The sequence below is a fragment of the Brevirhabdus sp. genome (assembly GCF_052826345.1).
In genome coordinates, this window is record NZ_JBRBUA010000008.1 from 15,834 (window position 1) to 31,464 (window position 15,631).

At 66.5% G+C, this 15,631-nt stretch carries 13 protein-coding genes; 6 read left to right on the forward strand and 7 right to left on the reverse strand.

Annotated elements, in window-relative coordinates; genetic code table 11:
• Nucleotides 1–25: 25 nt before the first annotated feature.
• Nucleotides 26–1,150 (reverse strand): hypothetical protein, encoded by a 1,125-nt coding sequence (locus tag ACU0BR_RS00915; RefSeq protein WP_446154957.1) that lies wholly within the window; start codon nt 1,148–1,150, stop codon nt 26–28.
• A gap of 11 nt (nt 1,151–1,161) precedes the next feature.
• Complete coding sequence (locus ACU0BR_RS00920; RefSeq protein WP_446154958.1) at nt 1,162–2,022, reverse strand: branched-chain amino acid aminotransferase; 861 nt, start codon at nt 2,020–2,022, stop codon at nt 1,162–1,164.
• 268 nt (nt 2,023–2,290) lie between these two features.
• On the opposite strand from ACU0BR_RS00920, the gene ACU0BR_RS00925 reads away from it, so the two are divergent.
• Nucleotides 2,291–2,866: a L,D-transpeptidase gene (locus ACU0BR_RS00925; protein WP_446154959.1), complete on the forward strand. Its 576-nt coding sequence runs from the start codon at nt 2,291–2,293 to the stop codon at nt 2,864–2,866.
• 58 nt (nt 2,867–2,924) lie between these two features.
• Here the strand turns inward: ACU0BR_RS00925 and ACU0BR_RS00930 are convergent, their stop codons facing one another.
• Nucleotides 2,925–4,070, reverse strand: a complete 1,146-nt coding sequence (locus ACU0BR_RS00930; RefSeq protein ID WP_446154960.1) for a helix-turn-helix transcriptional regulator — start codon at nt 4,068–4,070, stop codon at nt 2,925–2,927.
• A 139-nt stretch (nt 4,071–4,209) separates the two neighbouring features.
• Between ACU0BR_RS00930 and ACU0BR_RS00935 the strand changes: the two genes are divergently transcribed.
• On the forward strand, nt 4,210–5,226 hold the full coding sequence (locus ACU0BR_RS00935) for a transferrin-binding protein-like solute binding protein (RefSeq protein ID WP_446154961.1): 1,017 nt from the start codon (nt 4,210–4,212) through the stop codon (nt 5,224–5,226).
• Between the two features lie 102 nt (nt 5,227–5,328).
• Nucleotides 5,329–6,603: a surface lipoprotein assembly modifier gene (locus ACU0BR_RS00940; RefSeq protein WP_446154962.1), complete on the forward strand. Its 1,275-nt coding sequence runs from the start codon at nt 5,329–5,331 to the stop codon at nt 6,601–6,603.
• A gap of 174 nt (nt 6,604–6,777) precedes the next feature.
• Here the strand turns inward: ACU0BR_RS00940 and trpS are convergent, their stop codons facing one another.
• Nucleotides 6,778–7,803, reverse strand: a complete 1,026-nt coding sequence (gene trpS / locus ACU0BR_RS00945; RefSeq protein ID WP_446154963.1) for a tryptophan--tRNA ligase — start codon at nt 7,801–7,803, stop codon at nt 6,778–6,780.
• A gap of 82 nt (nt 7,804–7,885) precedes the next feature.
• Here trpS and ACU0BR_RS00950 point away from each other — a divergent pair, with 82 nt between their 5' ends.
• Entirely contained in the window at nt 7,886–8,566 is a 681-nt protein-coding gene (locus tag ACU0BR_RS00950) for a rhomboid family intramembrane serine protease (RefSeq protein WP_446154964.1), read from the forward strand.
• A 42-nt stretch (nt 8,567–8,608) separates the two neighbouring features.
• Here the strand turns inward: ACU0BR_RS00950 and murJ are convergent, their stop codons facing one another.
• From murJ to ACU0BR_RS00965, 3 genes are read right to left on the reverse strand one after another with little or no spacing between them, the layout of a single operon-like run.
• Nucleotides 8,609–10,150 (reverse strand): murein biosynthesis integral membrane protein MurJ, encoded by a 1,542-nt coding sequence (gene murJ / locus ACU0BR_RS00955; RefSeq protein WP_446154965.1) that lies wholly within the window; start codon nt 10,148–10,150, stop codon nt 8,609–8,611.
• Nucleotides 10,147–12,963, reverse strand: a complete 2,817-nt coding sequence (locus tag ACU0BR_RS00960; protein ID WP_446154966.1) for a [protein-PII] uridylyltransferase — start codon at nt 12,961–12,963, stop codon at nt 10,147–10,149. The genes murJ and ACU0BR_RS00960 overlap by 4 nt, the downstream gene beginning before the upstream one ends.
• Entirely contained in the window at nt 12,923–14,116 is a 1,194-nt protein-coding gene (locus tag ACU0BR_RS00965; RefSeq protein WP_446154967.1) for a penicillin-binding protein activator, read from the reverse strand. The genes ACU0BR_RS00960 and ACU0BR_RS00965 overlap by 41 nt, the downstream gene beginning before the upstream one ends.
• Nucleotides 14,117–14,354: 238 nt before the next feature.
• Between ACU0BR_RS00965 and rsmI the strand changes: the two genes are divergently transcribed.
• Together rsmI and ACU0BR_RS00975 are read left to right on the forward strand one after the other, a co-directional pair.
• Nucleotides 14,355–15,206 (forward strand): 16S rRNA (cytidine(1402)-2'-O)-methyltransferase, encoded by an 852-nt coding sequence (rsmI, locus tag ACU0BR_RS00970; protein ID WP_446154980.1) that lies wholly within the window; start codon nt 14,355–14,357, stop codon nt 15,204–15,206.
• Nucleotides 15,203–15,556 carry a YraN family protein gene (locus ACU0BR_RS00975; protein ID WP_446154968.1) on the forward strand — a complete coding sequence of 118 codons (354 nt, stop codon included), beginning with the start codon at nt 15,203–15,205 and terminating at the stop codon, nt 15,554–15,556. Before rsmI ends, ACU0BR_RS00975 begins: the two co-directional genes overlap by 4 nt.
• Nucleotides 15,557–15,631 lie beyond the last annotated feature (75 nt).

Sequence of the window (15,631 nt, forward strand, 5' to 3'; positions counted from 1 at the left end):
TCGGGCTCCGTTACAGACGGGCGGATCATGGACGAGCGGCCGGATCGTGGCAACAGGCGCGGTGTTGTCCGCGTCGTCGCAGGTGGCGGCGCAGCAGCCACAGGGCCGCGCTGCCGACCAGGCCGCCGATCTGGGCCAGTAGAACCGTGATGAGCCCAAGCGCCAGACGCGCCAGATCGGACAGGCGCGTCAGCAGGCGAAAGGCGCGCGAGGGGCCCAAAATGTCTAGCGTGGCGCGCGTGGACGGGCCGGTTGCATCCGACAGCCTTGCAAGGCGGGTCAGATCCTCAGGGGTCTCCGCCACCCGCAGCAGGCGCAGCGTTTCAACGGACGAGGTGTTCTGCCGCAGTCGGCCGACATCGCGCGCGGCATGGGTCAGGCGGGTCATTGCCCCCGCATTGACCACCGCGTCGAGGGGCCGCCGCCCGATTGCCACATCCGCCAACCCGTCCCAGCGCAGCGCCCGGCGCGACAGATCGGCGAGGCTGTCGCCCAGCCGGGCCGACAGGCTGCCCAGCCTGCGCGCCAGCCGCAGCGTGGTGGCGCCCAGCTTGACCGGCAGGCTGCTGCCCGCGCTCAACCCGACGAGGGCCGTGGTCGACAACCCCGCCACCGCCAGCCCGGTGTCCAGCCGGTCGACAGGGGCGCCCGTCAGCCAGGCCGCACCGGCACGGCGCAGCGCGTTCAGATCGCCCAGCGGCGAGATTTCCACCGGCAGCGCGCAGGCGGCCATCTGGCTCAGCGTCGGGCAGCGCGTGATGTCATAGGCGCAAAGCGCGCAATCGGAGGCCTTTTCCAGCAGCCCCGAGCGCGCGTCGCGCAGCGCATCCGTCCGGGCGCGCAGGTCGGGCGGCACCGTCAGGCCGCGCGCCTGTGCCAGATCCAGCAGCATGTCCAGCCGGTCCCTGTCCTGCGCCTCGAGCGCCGCCTGAACCTCTGTGCGCAGGCGGTCGGGCGTCAGTTCGCGCAGCAGCGCCCGGTCGATGGCCTGTCGCAGTTCGTTCGTCGATCGGTTGATCAGCGGCTGCGCGAAGGGGTTGGCCGCCAGGGCCAGCAGGGTCGAGGCGGCGGTGAGCAGCGCGATCAGCGTCAGGCAGGCACCCGCCAGCCGGTCGCCGCGCTGCCCCGCCGTCCTGCCCGCGCGGCGCATCCGGCTCAGCGTTACTCGGACAACGCCCAGTCCCAATAGAGATCGCGCGTGCGGCGGGTCATCGGGCCGGGCTGATACTGCGTGTCGTCGAACCGGCTGACGGGGGTGACCTTCATCATGTTGCCCGACAGGAAGACTTCGTCAGCGGCGTGGAAATCGGCGAAGCTCATCACGCATTCGCGCACCTCCACGCCATCGGCGCGCAGGTTGGCGATGTGGCGCGCGCGGGTGATGCCGGCCAGGAAGGTGCCGTTGGGGATGGGGGTGAAGACCACCCCGTCGCGCACCGCAAACACATTCGCCGTCGCCGTTTCGGCCACGTTGCCGGTGGCATCGGCGACCAGCGCATTGCCGAAGCCCTTGGCGCGGGCCTCGGCCAGCATGCGGGCGTTGTTGGGGTAAAGGCAGCCCGCCTTGGCGTTGACGACATTGTCGTCCAGCACGGGGCGGCGGAACCGCGTGGTGGTCAGGGTCGTCGCCGTATCGCGCGGCATCATCGGGATCTGTTCCAGGCAGATGGCAAAGCCGGTGGCGCCGCGTTTCGGCAGCACCCCCAGATCGCCGCCGTCGAGCGCCCAGTACATCGGACGGATATAGACCGCCGCATCGGCCCCATAGGCCGACAGCCCGTCGCGGATCAGCTGCTCCATCTGCTCGGGCGTGTGCGTGGGATCGATCATCAATGCTTCGGCCGAGGCGTTGACACGGCGGCAATGGGCGGCCAGGTCGGGCGCCACCCCCTCGAAGTAGCGGGCCCCGTCGAAAACCGTGGTGCCCAGCCAGCTGCCGTGATCGGCGGCGCGCATGATCATCGCGTCGCCATCGTGCCATTGACCGTCGAAATAGGTGCGGATGTTTGTGCCAGTGCTCATGGGTGCCTCTTGCCGGAATGCGCGGACATTAGGAGCCTGCGCGCCGGAGGTCCAGCAGACAGCGCGCAGGTGGTCGTGCCGCCGCCCGCGGCCGGGCCGCCGGGATCTGCGTGCCCGCGCCGGAAGGCCGCGCCAACCGGTCGCGCCGACACAACCGGCCCCCGGGGCAAATCTGTCACGGATAGGGTGGATTACACAGTTGTGACTTGAGCCGGGGGCGCCGGACAAATATCGCGTAAATTGAATATGTAAGAAGGAGCATATAAGAATGGCACCCAAGAGCAGTCTGAAACTCCCCCTGTCGCGGCGCGGCTTCATCGCGCTGACGGCGGCCTCTGCAACGGGTCTGGCGGCCCCCGCGCTTGCCGCGCCCAACGTGGCCCGCCACAACCTGTCGAGCTTTCGCATGGTCGACTGGCGCGATCATTTCCCCAACCTCAAGAACGGCGTGATCCTGGCCGACACCCAGTCGCGCACCGCGCATTTCTGGTCCGAGGATGAAAGCATCTACAAGCTCTATCCGACCAGCGTTCCCATCAGCGAAGAGCTGACCCGCCTGGGCATGACGCGCGTGATCCGCAAGGTCGAGGGCCCGACCTGGACGCCCACGCCGTCGATGCGCGAGCGCGACCCGAGCCTGCCCAAGATGATCCCGGCCGGTCCCGACAATCCGCTCGGCACCCATGCGCTGTACCTCAGCTGGCAGTACTACCGGGTGCACGGCACCCAGGACACGCGCAAGATCGGGCGCAGATCGTCGGACGGCTGCATCGGGCTTTACAACGAGCAGATCAAAGAGCTGTTCGGCCTGGCCAAGGTCGGCACGCAGGTCAAGCTGATCTGATCCAGCCGGGGCGGGCGCGCGTCTGTGCCTGCCCCGAAGCCCCCCCGGGCGCGGCCGGTCAGGTTTCGGCCTGCGCCCGCAACACCACGGCGACCAGAGCGCTCTGGCGCGAGACCTCGGCCTTGCCCATCGCCGATTTGATCTGATTGCGGACGGTATGCACGCTGACCTCGCGCAGCTCGGCGATCTGGGCGGGCGTCCGGCCCTGCGCCAGCATCTGCACCACCCTCGTTTCGCCGGGCGTCATCCCAAGGGCATTCAAGGGACAGGGCCGCAGGGGCGCCTTTTCCTTCGGCTCCAGGACCAACAGCAGCATCGGCATGCCCTCGCCGGTCACGAAGGCGAGATAGTTCGCCGTGCAACATTCTGCCTGGATCCGGACCGTCCGGCACAGCAGCGGTCCCTCGGGCGTCGGGAGTTCCACCACCAGCGGCGGCCCGGGCCGGGAGACGCGCAGCGCCAACAGCTCCTGTTGCAGACGGTCGTTCGCGCCGCTCTCCGCCAATGTCAACTTGCCCGCATCCTGGCGCAACGTCTTGCGCTGCGCCAGACGCGCCTGTGCGGCCGGGTTCGCGTACAGGAGGACACCGTCGGACCCCAGGGCGATCACCGCTGCCTTCGTCGCATCGATCGACAGCGCGGCGGCGTCCGCTTCCAGGCGCCGCTCCGCCAGCGTCCGGTTGATTTCCAGAGCTTGTTGAAGATGCGGCGTCACCAGTCCGAGAAAATCCATCCAGCCCTGCTCCAGCCGGTCGCAATCGGATCTGGCGATATTGCCCCCGAAGACGAAGAATCGCGAGGCATCGCGAAAAAGCACCGTCCCGCCGCCTCCGACGATATCACCCTGAGGGCGGAGCCAGTCGCTATAGAATTCGGTCTTTTCAAGTTTGTTCTGCGAATACATCGCGCGGGCCAAGGTCGGCCTGCCGACGGGAAGCATTGAAAATACCGGCAGCCACGGATTCACCGTGCAGTAATGATCGACATAGTCTGCGATCATCTGCGGATCATAACCGCCGACATAAACATGGGCATTGGCGGTCTCTCGGAATTCATGTCCGACAAGGTGAATCCGCGCGCCGCCGGAGAGAACGTGGATCTGTTCCAGAACCTTCGGCCAACGCGCGGGTTCAAGCGCGGCTTTTCCGATTTCGGCCACCAGGCTGGAAAATGCATCGACAGTGATTCGACTCATAATAATCAACAACAATAGCCAATATGGGTCATGAAACAATTATCAGGCGATGGTTTGTTGGAAAAGCGTCGGAACGAGGCGAACGTACCAGTCCCTTTTTTCCTTTATTTCCACCGGCGTCGACAAAATCCAACCAGGAGACAGCAAGATGAAACGCTATTTGAAATTTCTGCCGCTTGCCGCGGTAGGTCTTGTTGCCGCTTGCAACGGCAACAACCGGGTCGCGGGGCTGCCCTTCATGCCGACCCAGGCCACCCCGACCCTCAATCAGGTCAATCAGGCGCTGGATACCTCGGGCAAATCCTTGCAGGGCATGACTGTGGCCGTTCAGGAGAAATTCGGCTCGAATGGCCCGAATACGCTCAAATCGCTGGACCCTTCTACCTTCGAGATCGAGCGCACGGCGACGGGTTATACGATCAAGGTCGCCGGCGAAAGCTATACCTTTACCGATGCGCAGGTGAATGGCGGCGCCTATGAGGTCAAGATGAAGAACACCGCCGGTCAGGACCGAACCCTGGCTTTCTTCTTCAGCGAGCAGGACGATACCGCGCGCGAATTGAAAACCAACAACACCGCGCTTGTGCCCTTGTTCTACGGCATCAGGACCAATTCGCAAGGCACGGCCACCGCCAACAATTCCGACGGTTTCATCACCGGCGCGTCGCTGGTCGGTTTGGAAACCGCGCCCAGCGCCATGCCGAAGACCGGCAAGGCCACCTATAACGGCCGCACGCGCTTCGAATTCAGAAACCGCTCCGCCGATTATTCCACCGGGGCCGCCAATCAACAAGTGAGGCTGCGCTACAGGGGCGGTGCAACGATTACCGCGGATTTCGGCGCGGGTACCGTTTCGGGCAACGCCAAGCTTGAAGAAAAGCGGGAAGGTTTCACCAAAACCCAAGCCACCACCACCAACATCGCGACCCGGGGGGCGGCAGTGACGTTCACCGGCGCCAAAATATCAGACAACGGCTTTTCGCCCGATCTGGTAACGAACACTGCCGCGGATACGCAATTTAGCGCCGATGGCATCAATCTTTCGGACTTCAAGGGTAAAAGCTACGGTCGTTTCTATGGAAATGCCGCGCAACAGGTCGGCGTGCTCACCACCGGCGAAAGCTCGACCCACACTCTCACCGGAACGATCACCGGCACCAGGTGACGCGATCGGGTGATCAGACCAAGTGATCGTCGGAATGACAGGCGCAATCGGCTTCCCGCTGCGCCTGTCATTTCCACCGTCGGTTCTGCAAGGAGCGCACCCATGCACGTGTTCGGCTACGCCATTGCCCTTTTTCTCGTAACGTTTCACGCTGTTCATGCCGACCCGCTAGATCGGCTCGACGCCGCGATCGCGAAGGGGCAGCTGGCCGATGCCAGGCAGATCGTCGAAGACGCGCCGGACCTGCCGCGCTATGCCCCTGACTACCTGCTGGCCTACGCCCTGCTGGCAGAGGGTCGCGCGGCAGAGGCGGCAGCCGTCATACGCCCTTGGGTTGAGCGTTTTCCGCGGCAGGTTCGCCCGCGCCATCTTCTGATCAATGCCCAGCTGGCGCAGCAGGATTATCGCGCCGCGGTCTTCAACATCCGCCGTAACCAGCGCTTCGTGGCAGACCCGAACCTGCGCCGCCAGTACGACGACCTTCTGGCCCGATACGAACAGCTCAACCCCAGCACCGGGCTCGGCCTGACCTTCGGCGCCAGCCCCTCGACCAATGTGAACCGCGGCACCGGCCAAAGCACCGTGATCATCAACGGGCTGCCCTTCGTCATCGATGCCTCCAGCCGCCAGCGTTCCGGCGCGACGGTAACCTTCGGGCTGACCGGTTTTCGCAAACTCGCGGTGGGCGAGCGCACGGATATCGTCGGTGCGGCGGCGCTGACGTTGGAAACCGGTTTCAGCGATGCGCAGCAGAACGTGCTGTCTTTCGCGCCCAGCCTGCAAGTTCAGCACAGCTTCGAGCGGACGCTGTTGTCCTTCGGCCCCGTGGCGGAGGTCCAGTGGCTCGACGGCGCGCGCTATGTTGATCGGGTGGGGCTGTCGTTGGCGCTGTCCCGGCAGCTGTCGGACAAGACCAGCGGCAGGCTGCACCTGCGCGCCGTGCACCAGAACTACGACACGCTCGATTTCCTCGACGGGTACAAGGGCACCGTCGGCGTGTCGCTGCGCCACCGCCTTGCGCCCGACCTCGCCTTGACCCTCGGCGCAGAGGCCGAGCGCGAGCTTACGCAGGCATCGCATCTGAGCTATTCGCAGGGCAAGATTTCCGCCGGGCTGGAACGAACCTGGGACAACGGGCTCTACGCCGATTTCTCGCTCAGCTATGCGCGGCGCCATTACAGTGCGGATTTCCCCGCAGCGACCTTTCCGCGGCAGGATGACCGCTACGAGGTTCAGATCGGCGTGGCATATCAGCCGTTTCGCATCTTCGGCGTCACGCCCTACGTGGGCCTTCGCCATATCCGCAACGGCTCGAACATCTCGCTTTACGACTATCGCAGCAACGATCTGGTGATAAGCGCCCGCAAGCGGTTCTGACGCGCTTCGGGAATCGGCTGAAACTCCCGGCGGTGTTTCCCGCGGTGAGTGAACGGACGATGCACGGGTCGCGGGCCCGGGGGCGGGCATGTCCCGCAGCGCCCGTGGGCAGGCGCCTCCGCCCCCTCATTGTCGTGAAAATATCCGCGCCGCAGGCGGCCTTCGGGGTGGCGATCAGACCGCTTTCGCGCCCACCATGCCGACGATCTCATAGGCCTGCGCCAGGATCGGCGCGGCGATGGTGCGGGCGCGTTCGGCGCCGCGGGACAGGATGCGGTCGATCTCGCCCGTGTCCTGCATCAGGCGGGTCATCTCGGCGGAAATGGGCGCCATCCGGTCCACCGCCAGATCGGCGAGCATCGGCTTGAAGGTGCCGAACTGCTGGCCCGCGACCTCTTCGATCACCGCCTCGGGGGTCCGGCCGGACAGGGCTGCATAGATGTTGACCAGATTGCGCGCTTCGGGCCGCTCGTCCAGCCCGTCCAGCGTCTCGGGCAGCGGGTCGGGGTCGGTCTTGGCCTTGCGGATCTTCCTGGCGATGGTGTCGGCATCGTCGGTCATGTTGATCCGGCTCATGTCCGAGGGGTCGCTTTTCGACATCTTCTTGGTGCCGTCGCGCAGGCTCATCACGCGGGTGGCCGCGCCCTCGATCACCGGCTCGGTGATGGGAAAGAAATTCACGCCGTAGTCGTTGTTGAACTTCGCCGCGATGTCGCGGGTCAATTCCAGATGCTGTTTCTGATCCTCGCCCACGGGCACATGCGTGGCGTGATAGACCAGGATATCGGCGGCCATCAGCGCGGGATAGGCGAACAGCCCGACGGAGGCGTTCTCGCGGTTCTTGCCGGCCTTGTCCTTGAACTGGGTCATCCGGTTCAGCCAGCCCATGCGCGCCACGCAGTTGAAGATCCAGGCCAGCTGCGCATGTTCGGCGACCTGGCTCTGGTTGAACAGGATCGAGCGTTCCGGATCGACGCCGGAGGCGATGAACCCGGCACAGACCTCGCGCGTCTGCTGGCGCAAGGCGCCGGGGTCTTGCCAGACGGTGATCGCGTGCAGGTCGACCATGCAATACAGCGTTTCGATCCCGGTATCCTGCATTTCCGCGAAACGTTTGAGCGCCCCCAGATAATTCCCCAGCGTCAGCCCGCCCGAAGGCTGGATGCCGGAAAACACGCGCGGGGTATGGGTCGATTCCATGATCTCGCTTACTCCGTCTGGATTAATGAGTGCGCAATGGGTTACTCAGTGCTCCGAGCAGCGTCAACCGAAAGCCCGCAGAATGTCCAGCAGTCACAATACCTCGCCCTTTCATGCCCTGCCGCCCGTGGTGGTGGCCCTGGCCGTCGTCATCGGGGGGATCGAGCTGCTGTTCTGGCTGGGCCAGTCCGGCCTGATCCCCGGCGGCGAAGATTGGCGCACCTTCGCGATCCAGGACTACACCTTCTTCGACGAGCTGTTCGACCGGATGCTCGCCCGCGGCACCTGGAGCGGGCCGGTCATGTTGCGCTTCGTGACCTATCCGCTGATCCACACATCGTTCATCCATGCCCTTTTCGTGATCGTTTTCATCCTGGCGATCGGCAAGATGGTGGCGACGGTGTTCCGGCCCTGGGCGGTTCTGGTGATCTTCTTCGCGGCGAGCGCGCTGGGCGCGCTGATCTACGGGCTGGCGCTGGATGAGCGCTATCCGCTGATCGGCGGCTATCCCGGCGTCTATGGTCTGATCGGCGCCTACACCTTCCTTCTGTGGGTCAATCTGGCGTCGACCGGCGGGCCGCGCTATCAGGCCTTCGCGCTGATCGGGATGCTTCTGGGCATCCAGCTGCTGTTCTCGCTGGTGTTCGGCAGCGCGAACGATTGGGTGGCGGATCTGGTCGGGTTCGCCACCGGCTTTGCCCTGTCCTTCGTGGTCAGCCCCGGCGGATGGGGCCGCGTGCTGGCCAAGCTGCGGCGCAGCTAGGCGCCGCTGCCCGCGCCGTTGGCGTCGAAGTCACCGTCACCCTTACCGGCGCAGGGCGCGGCGCAGCTCGCTCAGGCGCACGGCGCCCAGCAGGCCCGACAGCCCGAAGAACACCACCGCGCCCAGCACCACCAGACCCGCCAGCACCAGATACCGGACCACCGGAACCGACAGCGCCGGGCCCACCGGCAGCACCGCCAGCCACAGCGCCAGCCCCATCAGCACCGATGCCGCGGCGATCCGCCAGATGCGGCGGCGGAACCGGTCGTCGAGCTGCGCGGCAGCACCCCAGCCGCGCGATCCGCGCCACAGCAGCCACACCATCGCCCAAGAGGCCAGCGTCGTGCCCAGCGCCGCCGCCAGATAGCCGATCACCGGCGCCAGCCCGATGGCCACGCCCGCGTTCACCACCAGCGACACCAGCGCATAGTAAAACGGCCTGCGCGTGTCCTCGCGCGCAAAGAACAGCGGCTGCAGCACCTTTTGCAGCACGAAGGCCGGCAGCCCCAGCGCATAGATCGCCAGCGCCATCGCCGTGGCGGCGGCGTCCTCGGGGCCGAAGGCGCCGCGCTCGAACAGCACCGATACCAGCGGCAGCGGGATCACCAGCAGCGCCACGGCGCAGGGCAGGGTCAGCACCATCGCCATTTCGCCCGCCCGCGACAGCGCCGCCTGTCCGCCCGCCTCATCGCTCGCGCGCAGCTTGCGCGACAGATCGGGCAGCAGCACCACCCCGATGGCGATGCCCACCACCCCCAGCGGCAGTTGGTACAGGCGATCCGCGTAGTTCAGCCAAGCGATCGCCCCGTCGAAAAAGCTGGCCACCTGGCGGCCCACCAGCAGGTTCACCTGCACCACGCCGCCCGCCAGCGCCGCGGGGGCGGCGATCACGGCCAGGCGCTTCAGCTCGGGGGTCATGCGCGGCATCCGCGGCACCAGCCGCATGCCCGCGCGCGCCGCCGCCATCCAGACCAGCGCCAGCTGCGCCACGCCCGCCACCGGCACCGTCCAGGCCAGCGTCAGCCCCAGCGGCCAGCCCAGCCAGGCCGCCAGCGAAATCGCCGCGATGAACAGAAGGTTCAGCAGCACCGGCGCCGCCGCCGCCGCGATGAACCGCCCCGCCGCGTTCAACACCCCCGACAGCAGCGCCGCGAGCGAGATGAAGAGGATATAGGGAAAGGCGATCCGCCCATAGGTCACCGCCAGCCCGAAGCGTTCATCCTCGGCAAAGCCCGAGGCCATCGCCAGCACCAGAAACGGCATGAAGACCTGCGCCAGCACGGTCAGAAAGATCAGCACCGTCGCCAGCCCCGACATCGCGTCGCGGGCGAACTCCAGCGGCCCTTCGCCGGATTCGAGCTTTTTGGAGAACATCGGCACGAAGGCCATGTTGAACGCGCCCTCGGCAAAGAAGCGGCGGAACATGTTGGGCAGCGAAAAGGCGATCAGGAACGCCTCCGCCACCGGGCCCGCGCCCAGAAACCCCGCGATCATGATGTCGCGCGCGAACCCCATGACGCGGCTGGCCATCGTCCAGATGCCGACCGTCGCAAAGGCCCGGCCCAGCCTGATCGGTGCGCTCATGCACGCGCCCTTTTCGCGCCCTGTTCGATCGCGGTGCGCAGACGCTTTTCCAGCGTCTTCTGCTTGGCCTCGGTATAGAATTTCAATCCGAACATGTCCTTGACGTAGAAGGTATCGACCACCTGCGCGCCATAGGTCGCGATGACGGCGGAGGCGATATAGACGTTGGAGCTGGCCAGCGCGCGGGTCAGATCGTGCAGCAGGCCGGGGCGGTCGCGGGTGTCCACCTCGATGATGGTATAGATTTCCGAGCCCTCGTTGTCGAAGGTGACGGTGGTGGGCACGCGGAATTCCCGCTCGCGCTTGCGCATCTTGTCGCGGTCGGCCAGCGCCTCCTGCGCCACGACCTCGCCCTTAAGGGTGCGATGGATCATGTTGCGCAGGCGCGGCAGGCGGGCCTGTTCATAGGGGTGGCCATCGGCATCCTGCACCCAGAACACCGCCGTGGCGAAGCCGTCCTTGGAGGTATAGGTGCGCGCGTCCACCACATTGGCGCCCACCAGCGCCAGCGCCCCCGCCAGCCGAGAGAAGATGCCCGGATGATCCGCCAGCACAAAGGCCGCGCGGGTCGTGTCGCGGTCCTCGTCGGGCATCAGGTCGATGCTGATCTCATTGGCGCCCGTGGTGCGCAGAAGATTGGCGAAGGTCACATGCGCCGAGGTCGGCAGCCCCTGCCAATAGGGGCCGTAATGGCGCCCGGTTTCATGGCGCAGATCCTTTTTGGGCCAGTCGGGCAGGGCGGCGCGCAGGGCGCGCTTGGCCTCGGCCTCGAAGGCGTCGCGGTTCAGATCCTCCAGCCCGTTTTCCAGCGCGTGGGCGGTGGCGTTGTAAAGCCCGCGCAGCAGCACCGCCTTCCAGTTGTTCCACACCCCCGGGCCCACGCCGCGGATGTCGCAGACCGTCACCACCGTCAGCAGGTTCAGCCGCTTGCGCGTCTTCACCGCCTTGGCGAAATCGCGGATGGTGCGCGGCTCGGAAATGTCGCGCTTCTGCGCCATGTCCGACATCAGCAGGTGATAGCGCACCAGCCATTCCACCGTGTCGGCATCGTCGCGCGACAGCCCCAGCCGGGGCGCCACGCTGCGCACGATCTTGGCGCCCAGCACCGAATGGTCCTCGGTCCGGCCCTTGCCGATGTCGTGCAGCAGCAGCGCGATATAGAGAACCTTGCGGTTCACGCCCTCGCGCAGGATCGAGGTGGCGATCGGCAGCTCCTCTATCAGCTCTTCGCGTTCGATCTGCGCCAGCGTGGCGATGCACTGGATGATATGTTCGTCCACGGTGTAGTGATGATACATGTTGAACTGCATCATCGCCACGATCGGCTCGAATTCCGGCAGATAGGCGGCCAGCACCCCCAATTCGTTCATCCGCCTGAGCGCGCGGTCGGGGCTGGGATATTTCAGCAGCAGGTCCAGAAAGATGCGCCGCGCTTCCTTCGAGGCGCGCAGCTCGTCGTCGAACAGGTCCAGATTGGCCGCGATCAGCCGCATCGCGTCGGGGTGCAGCAGATAGCCGGTGCGCAGCGCCTCCTCGAAGATCTGCAACAGGTTCAGCCCGTCGGACAGAAAGGCCTCAGAGCTCGCGATGCTCAGCCGGTTCTGGCGGATGGCGTAGAGGGGGCGCACCTTGCGCCGTCTGCGCAGCAGGCCCACCAGCGACGGTGCCTGTTTGACGTTGTCGGCCTCGAGCGAGGTCAGCACGATCCGCGTCAGCTCTCCGACGCGGGTGGCGTGGCGGAAATAATCCTGCATGAAATGCTCGACCGCGCGCCTGCCGCCGTGATCGCGATAGCCCATGCGCTCGGCCACCTCGACCTGCATGTCGAAGGTCAGCTGATCGGCGGCGCGGTTGGCGATCAGATGCAGATGCGCGCGCACCGCCCAGAGGAATTCCTCGGCGTCGGCAAAGGCGGTATATTCCTCGGGCAGGAAGACACCCAGCTGCACAAGCTCTTGGCTGCTTTGCACGCGGTGCACGTATTTCGCGATCCAGAACAGCGATTGCAGGTCGCGCAGCCCGCCCTTGCCCTCCTTGACGTTGGGTTCCAGCACATAGCGTTGGCCGCCCTGCTTCTGATGCCGCTCGGCGCGTTCGGCCAGCTTCGCCTCGATGAAATCGCCGGCGGTGGACCTGAACAGCTCTGCCCAGAGCCTGTCGTGCAGCTCCTCGGTGAGGCTGTCGTGACCGGCCAGGTGGCGATGTTCCAGCAAGGCGGTGCGGATGGTGTAATCCTCGCGCCCCAGGCGCAGGCAGTCGCGCACGGTCCGGCTGGCGTGGCCGACCTTCAGCCGCAGATCCCACAGCATGTAGAGCATCGATTCGATGACGCTCTCGGCCCAGGCGGTGATCTTGTAGGGGGTCAGGAACAGCAGGTCGACATCCGAATGCGGCGCCATCTCGCCGCGGCCGTAGCCGCCGACCGCCACGACGGCCAGGCGTTCGCTTTCGGTGGGGGTGGGGCGGGGGTGCAGCACCTCCGTCGCCACCCTGTGCGCCTCGGTGACCAGCCGGTCGGTGAGCCAGCTGTAGGAGCGTGTCAGCGGCGCGGAGTGGGTGGGCGCCTCGCAAAAGGCGGTGTCGATCGCGCGCCGCCCTTCGCGCAGCGCGTCCTGCAGCACGCCGACGGCCGCGGCGCGGCGCGCGCCGTCGTCGCTGACCTGTGCCAGCGCCGTATCCAGCGCGGCGCGCACCTGCGCCGCGTCGAAAATGGCAGACGCCGGACGGATCAGACCGTCCGGCGTCTCGGGATCGCTATGGGGAAGCTGCGGCCTAGAAGCCGGCGCCGCGGAAGCTGTTCGGAGCAGGGTCAATGACTACCACACTGTTGCCTTGGATTTGAGCGACCGCCAGGGCGCGCTGGTTGCCGCCGTCGGGACGGAAGCGGAACGCGCCGTAGACCCCGGCAAAGCCCGCGCCCTGGGTGATCGACCGCGTGCTCAGCGCCGAGGAACGCCCGCCGCGCAGCATCGCGCCGATTGCGGCGATGCCGTCATAGCCCAGCCCCGCCAGCGGGTGCGGCGCCTTGCCGTAAGCCGCGCGATACCGCTGCTGGAACTCGTTGTAGCGGCCCTGGTCGGGCAGGGCGAACCAGCCTCCCTGAATCGCGCCCGTGGCGAAAAGCGCCGGGCGGCTGTCCCAGCGCGACAGGCCGATATACTGGTACTTGTCCGCGGTCAGCCCCTGTTCGGGCAGCATCTGCGCAACGAAGGGCAGGTCGGATTCCGGCCCCGCCGTCATAAAGATCGCATCCGCGCCGCTGCGCGTGGCCGTGGCGGCGACGCGCGGTGCGGCGGCGGCGATGCCCTGCTGCGAGCGGGGATAGCCCACGGTGCCCGCAAGCCGGCCGCCCGCGTTCTGCACGGCCTGCTGGATGGCGCGTCGGCCCAGATCGCCGGCCGCATCCTCGGAATGCACGACCAGGATGTTGTTCTTGCCGCGCGTGGTGGCATATCCGGCCAGCCTGCGCGCCGTGTTGTCAAAGGTCTGCCCCAGTAGAAAGACGTTGCCGCCGGCGATTTCCGTGTTGTTGGAAAAGGCCAGCACATTCACGCCCCGCGCCGCGGCCGCCAGACCGGCGGCATTGGCGGCCTGGGCGTAAAGCGGGCCCAGGATGATCTTGGCGCCTTCGTCGATGGCCTGGGTGGCCATCTGGGAGGCCTGCGCCGCGCTGCCCGCGGTGTTGTAGACCTTGAGGTCGATACGGGCGCCCTGAACGTCGCGCAACGCCAGCCGCGCGGCGTTTTCCAGATTGCGTGCGACCAGCGTGTCGGTCGCCTGGCCGGAGCCGTAGGGCAGCAACATCGCCACGCGAACGGGCTGGCTGGTGTCGACGGCGGGGCCGGTGTTCGCCGCCGTCCCGATCCCGGTGCCGGCGCCGGGTGCGCAGGCCGCGACGAATAACAGCGAAAGCATGCCGAACATGCCGGTGAGGGACGCGCGGGCCTTGCGCAGAAGGGCAATCATGGGGGGAAACCTCGCAAACTGGTGATCTGGCTGACTTGTATTTACACTAGATAGAACCTACGCCGACGGGAAAGCCAAGTAAACGTCGGATAATGCTAACACATGGATGGGCCGAGACATGGACAGGCAGACAGTTCCACCCGCCGACGCCGATCCGATGACGGAGTCCGACGGGCGCGAGACCGACAGGACCCGGCCGCGGCGCGATTATCCGCTGCGCCCCGCGCGGCTGGCGCCCATGCTTTACTTCGTCTCCACGCCGATCGGCTCGGCGCGCGACATCACGCTGCGCGCGCTCGACATCCTGGCCGTGGCGGACGTGCTGGCCGCGGAGGACACGCGCACCGCGCGCCGCCTGATGGAAATCCACGGCATCGCGCTGGGCGATCGGCCGCTTGTCGCCTATCACGACCATAACGCCAAGGCGCAAAGGCCGCGGCTGCTGGCGGCTTTGGCCGAGGGCAAATCGGTGGCCTACATGTCCGAAGCGGGCACGCCGCTGGTCGCCGATCCGGGCTATGCGCTGGGCCGCGCGGCGATCGACGCAGGCCATGAGGTCACCGCGGCGCCCGGTGCCTCGGCCGTGCTGAGCGCGCTGACGGTTTCAGGGCTGCCCAGCGACAGGTTCCTCTTTGCCGGATTCCCGCCGCCCCAGGCAAGCGCGCGCGCGGCCTTCCTGAAGGATCTGGCGGCGCAGCAGGCGACGGTGGCGCTTTATGAATCGCCGAAACGTCTGGGAAAGCTGCTCGATGCGCTGATCCGCGCGATGGGCGGCGAGCGGCGGGGCGTGATCTGCCGCGAGCTGACGAAGCGCTTCGAGGAAATCCGCAGGGGCAGCCTGTCGGACCTGGCCGCGGCGCTGCCCGAGATGACGCTGAAGGGCGAAATCGTGGTGCTGATCGACCGCGCCGCCCCCGCCCGGGCCGGAGAAGAGGAAATTTCCCGGGCGCTTCTTCGCCAAATGTTAAGCGAATCGACCAAGGATGCTGTGAACACGGTGAGTGCGATGCTGGGAGTGCCGCGCAGGCAGGTCTATCAGATCGCGCTGTCCCTCAAGGCGACGGACCATCCGAAGGAGACGGGGCAATGAGCGGCATAACTTCTTATCACGCGGGTCTGGCTGCCGAAGACAGCGTCGCGCGCGACTACGCGCGCCGCGGCATGGCGATGACTGCGCGGCGCTGGCGCGGCCGCTCCGGCGAAATTGACCTGATCGCGCGGGACGGCGCCCGGGTGATCTTCATCGAGGTCAAGAAAAGCTCGACACATGCAAGGGCCGCATCGCGCCTCTCTGCGGCGCAGACGCGCCGCATCTATGCCGCGGGATCGGAATTCCTGGCGGGCGAGCCCCGCGGTCAGGACACCGAGGTGCGTTTCGACGTGGCGCTGGTGGATGCGGTCGGGCGCATCGACGTGATCGAAAACGCCATCGGTCTCTGAAACGCGCTGGGCGGCGCGGGGCGCAGGCGTCTGCGGCCCATGCTGCCGTTGCAACCCGCGCATGCTTGCGCCATG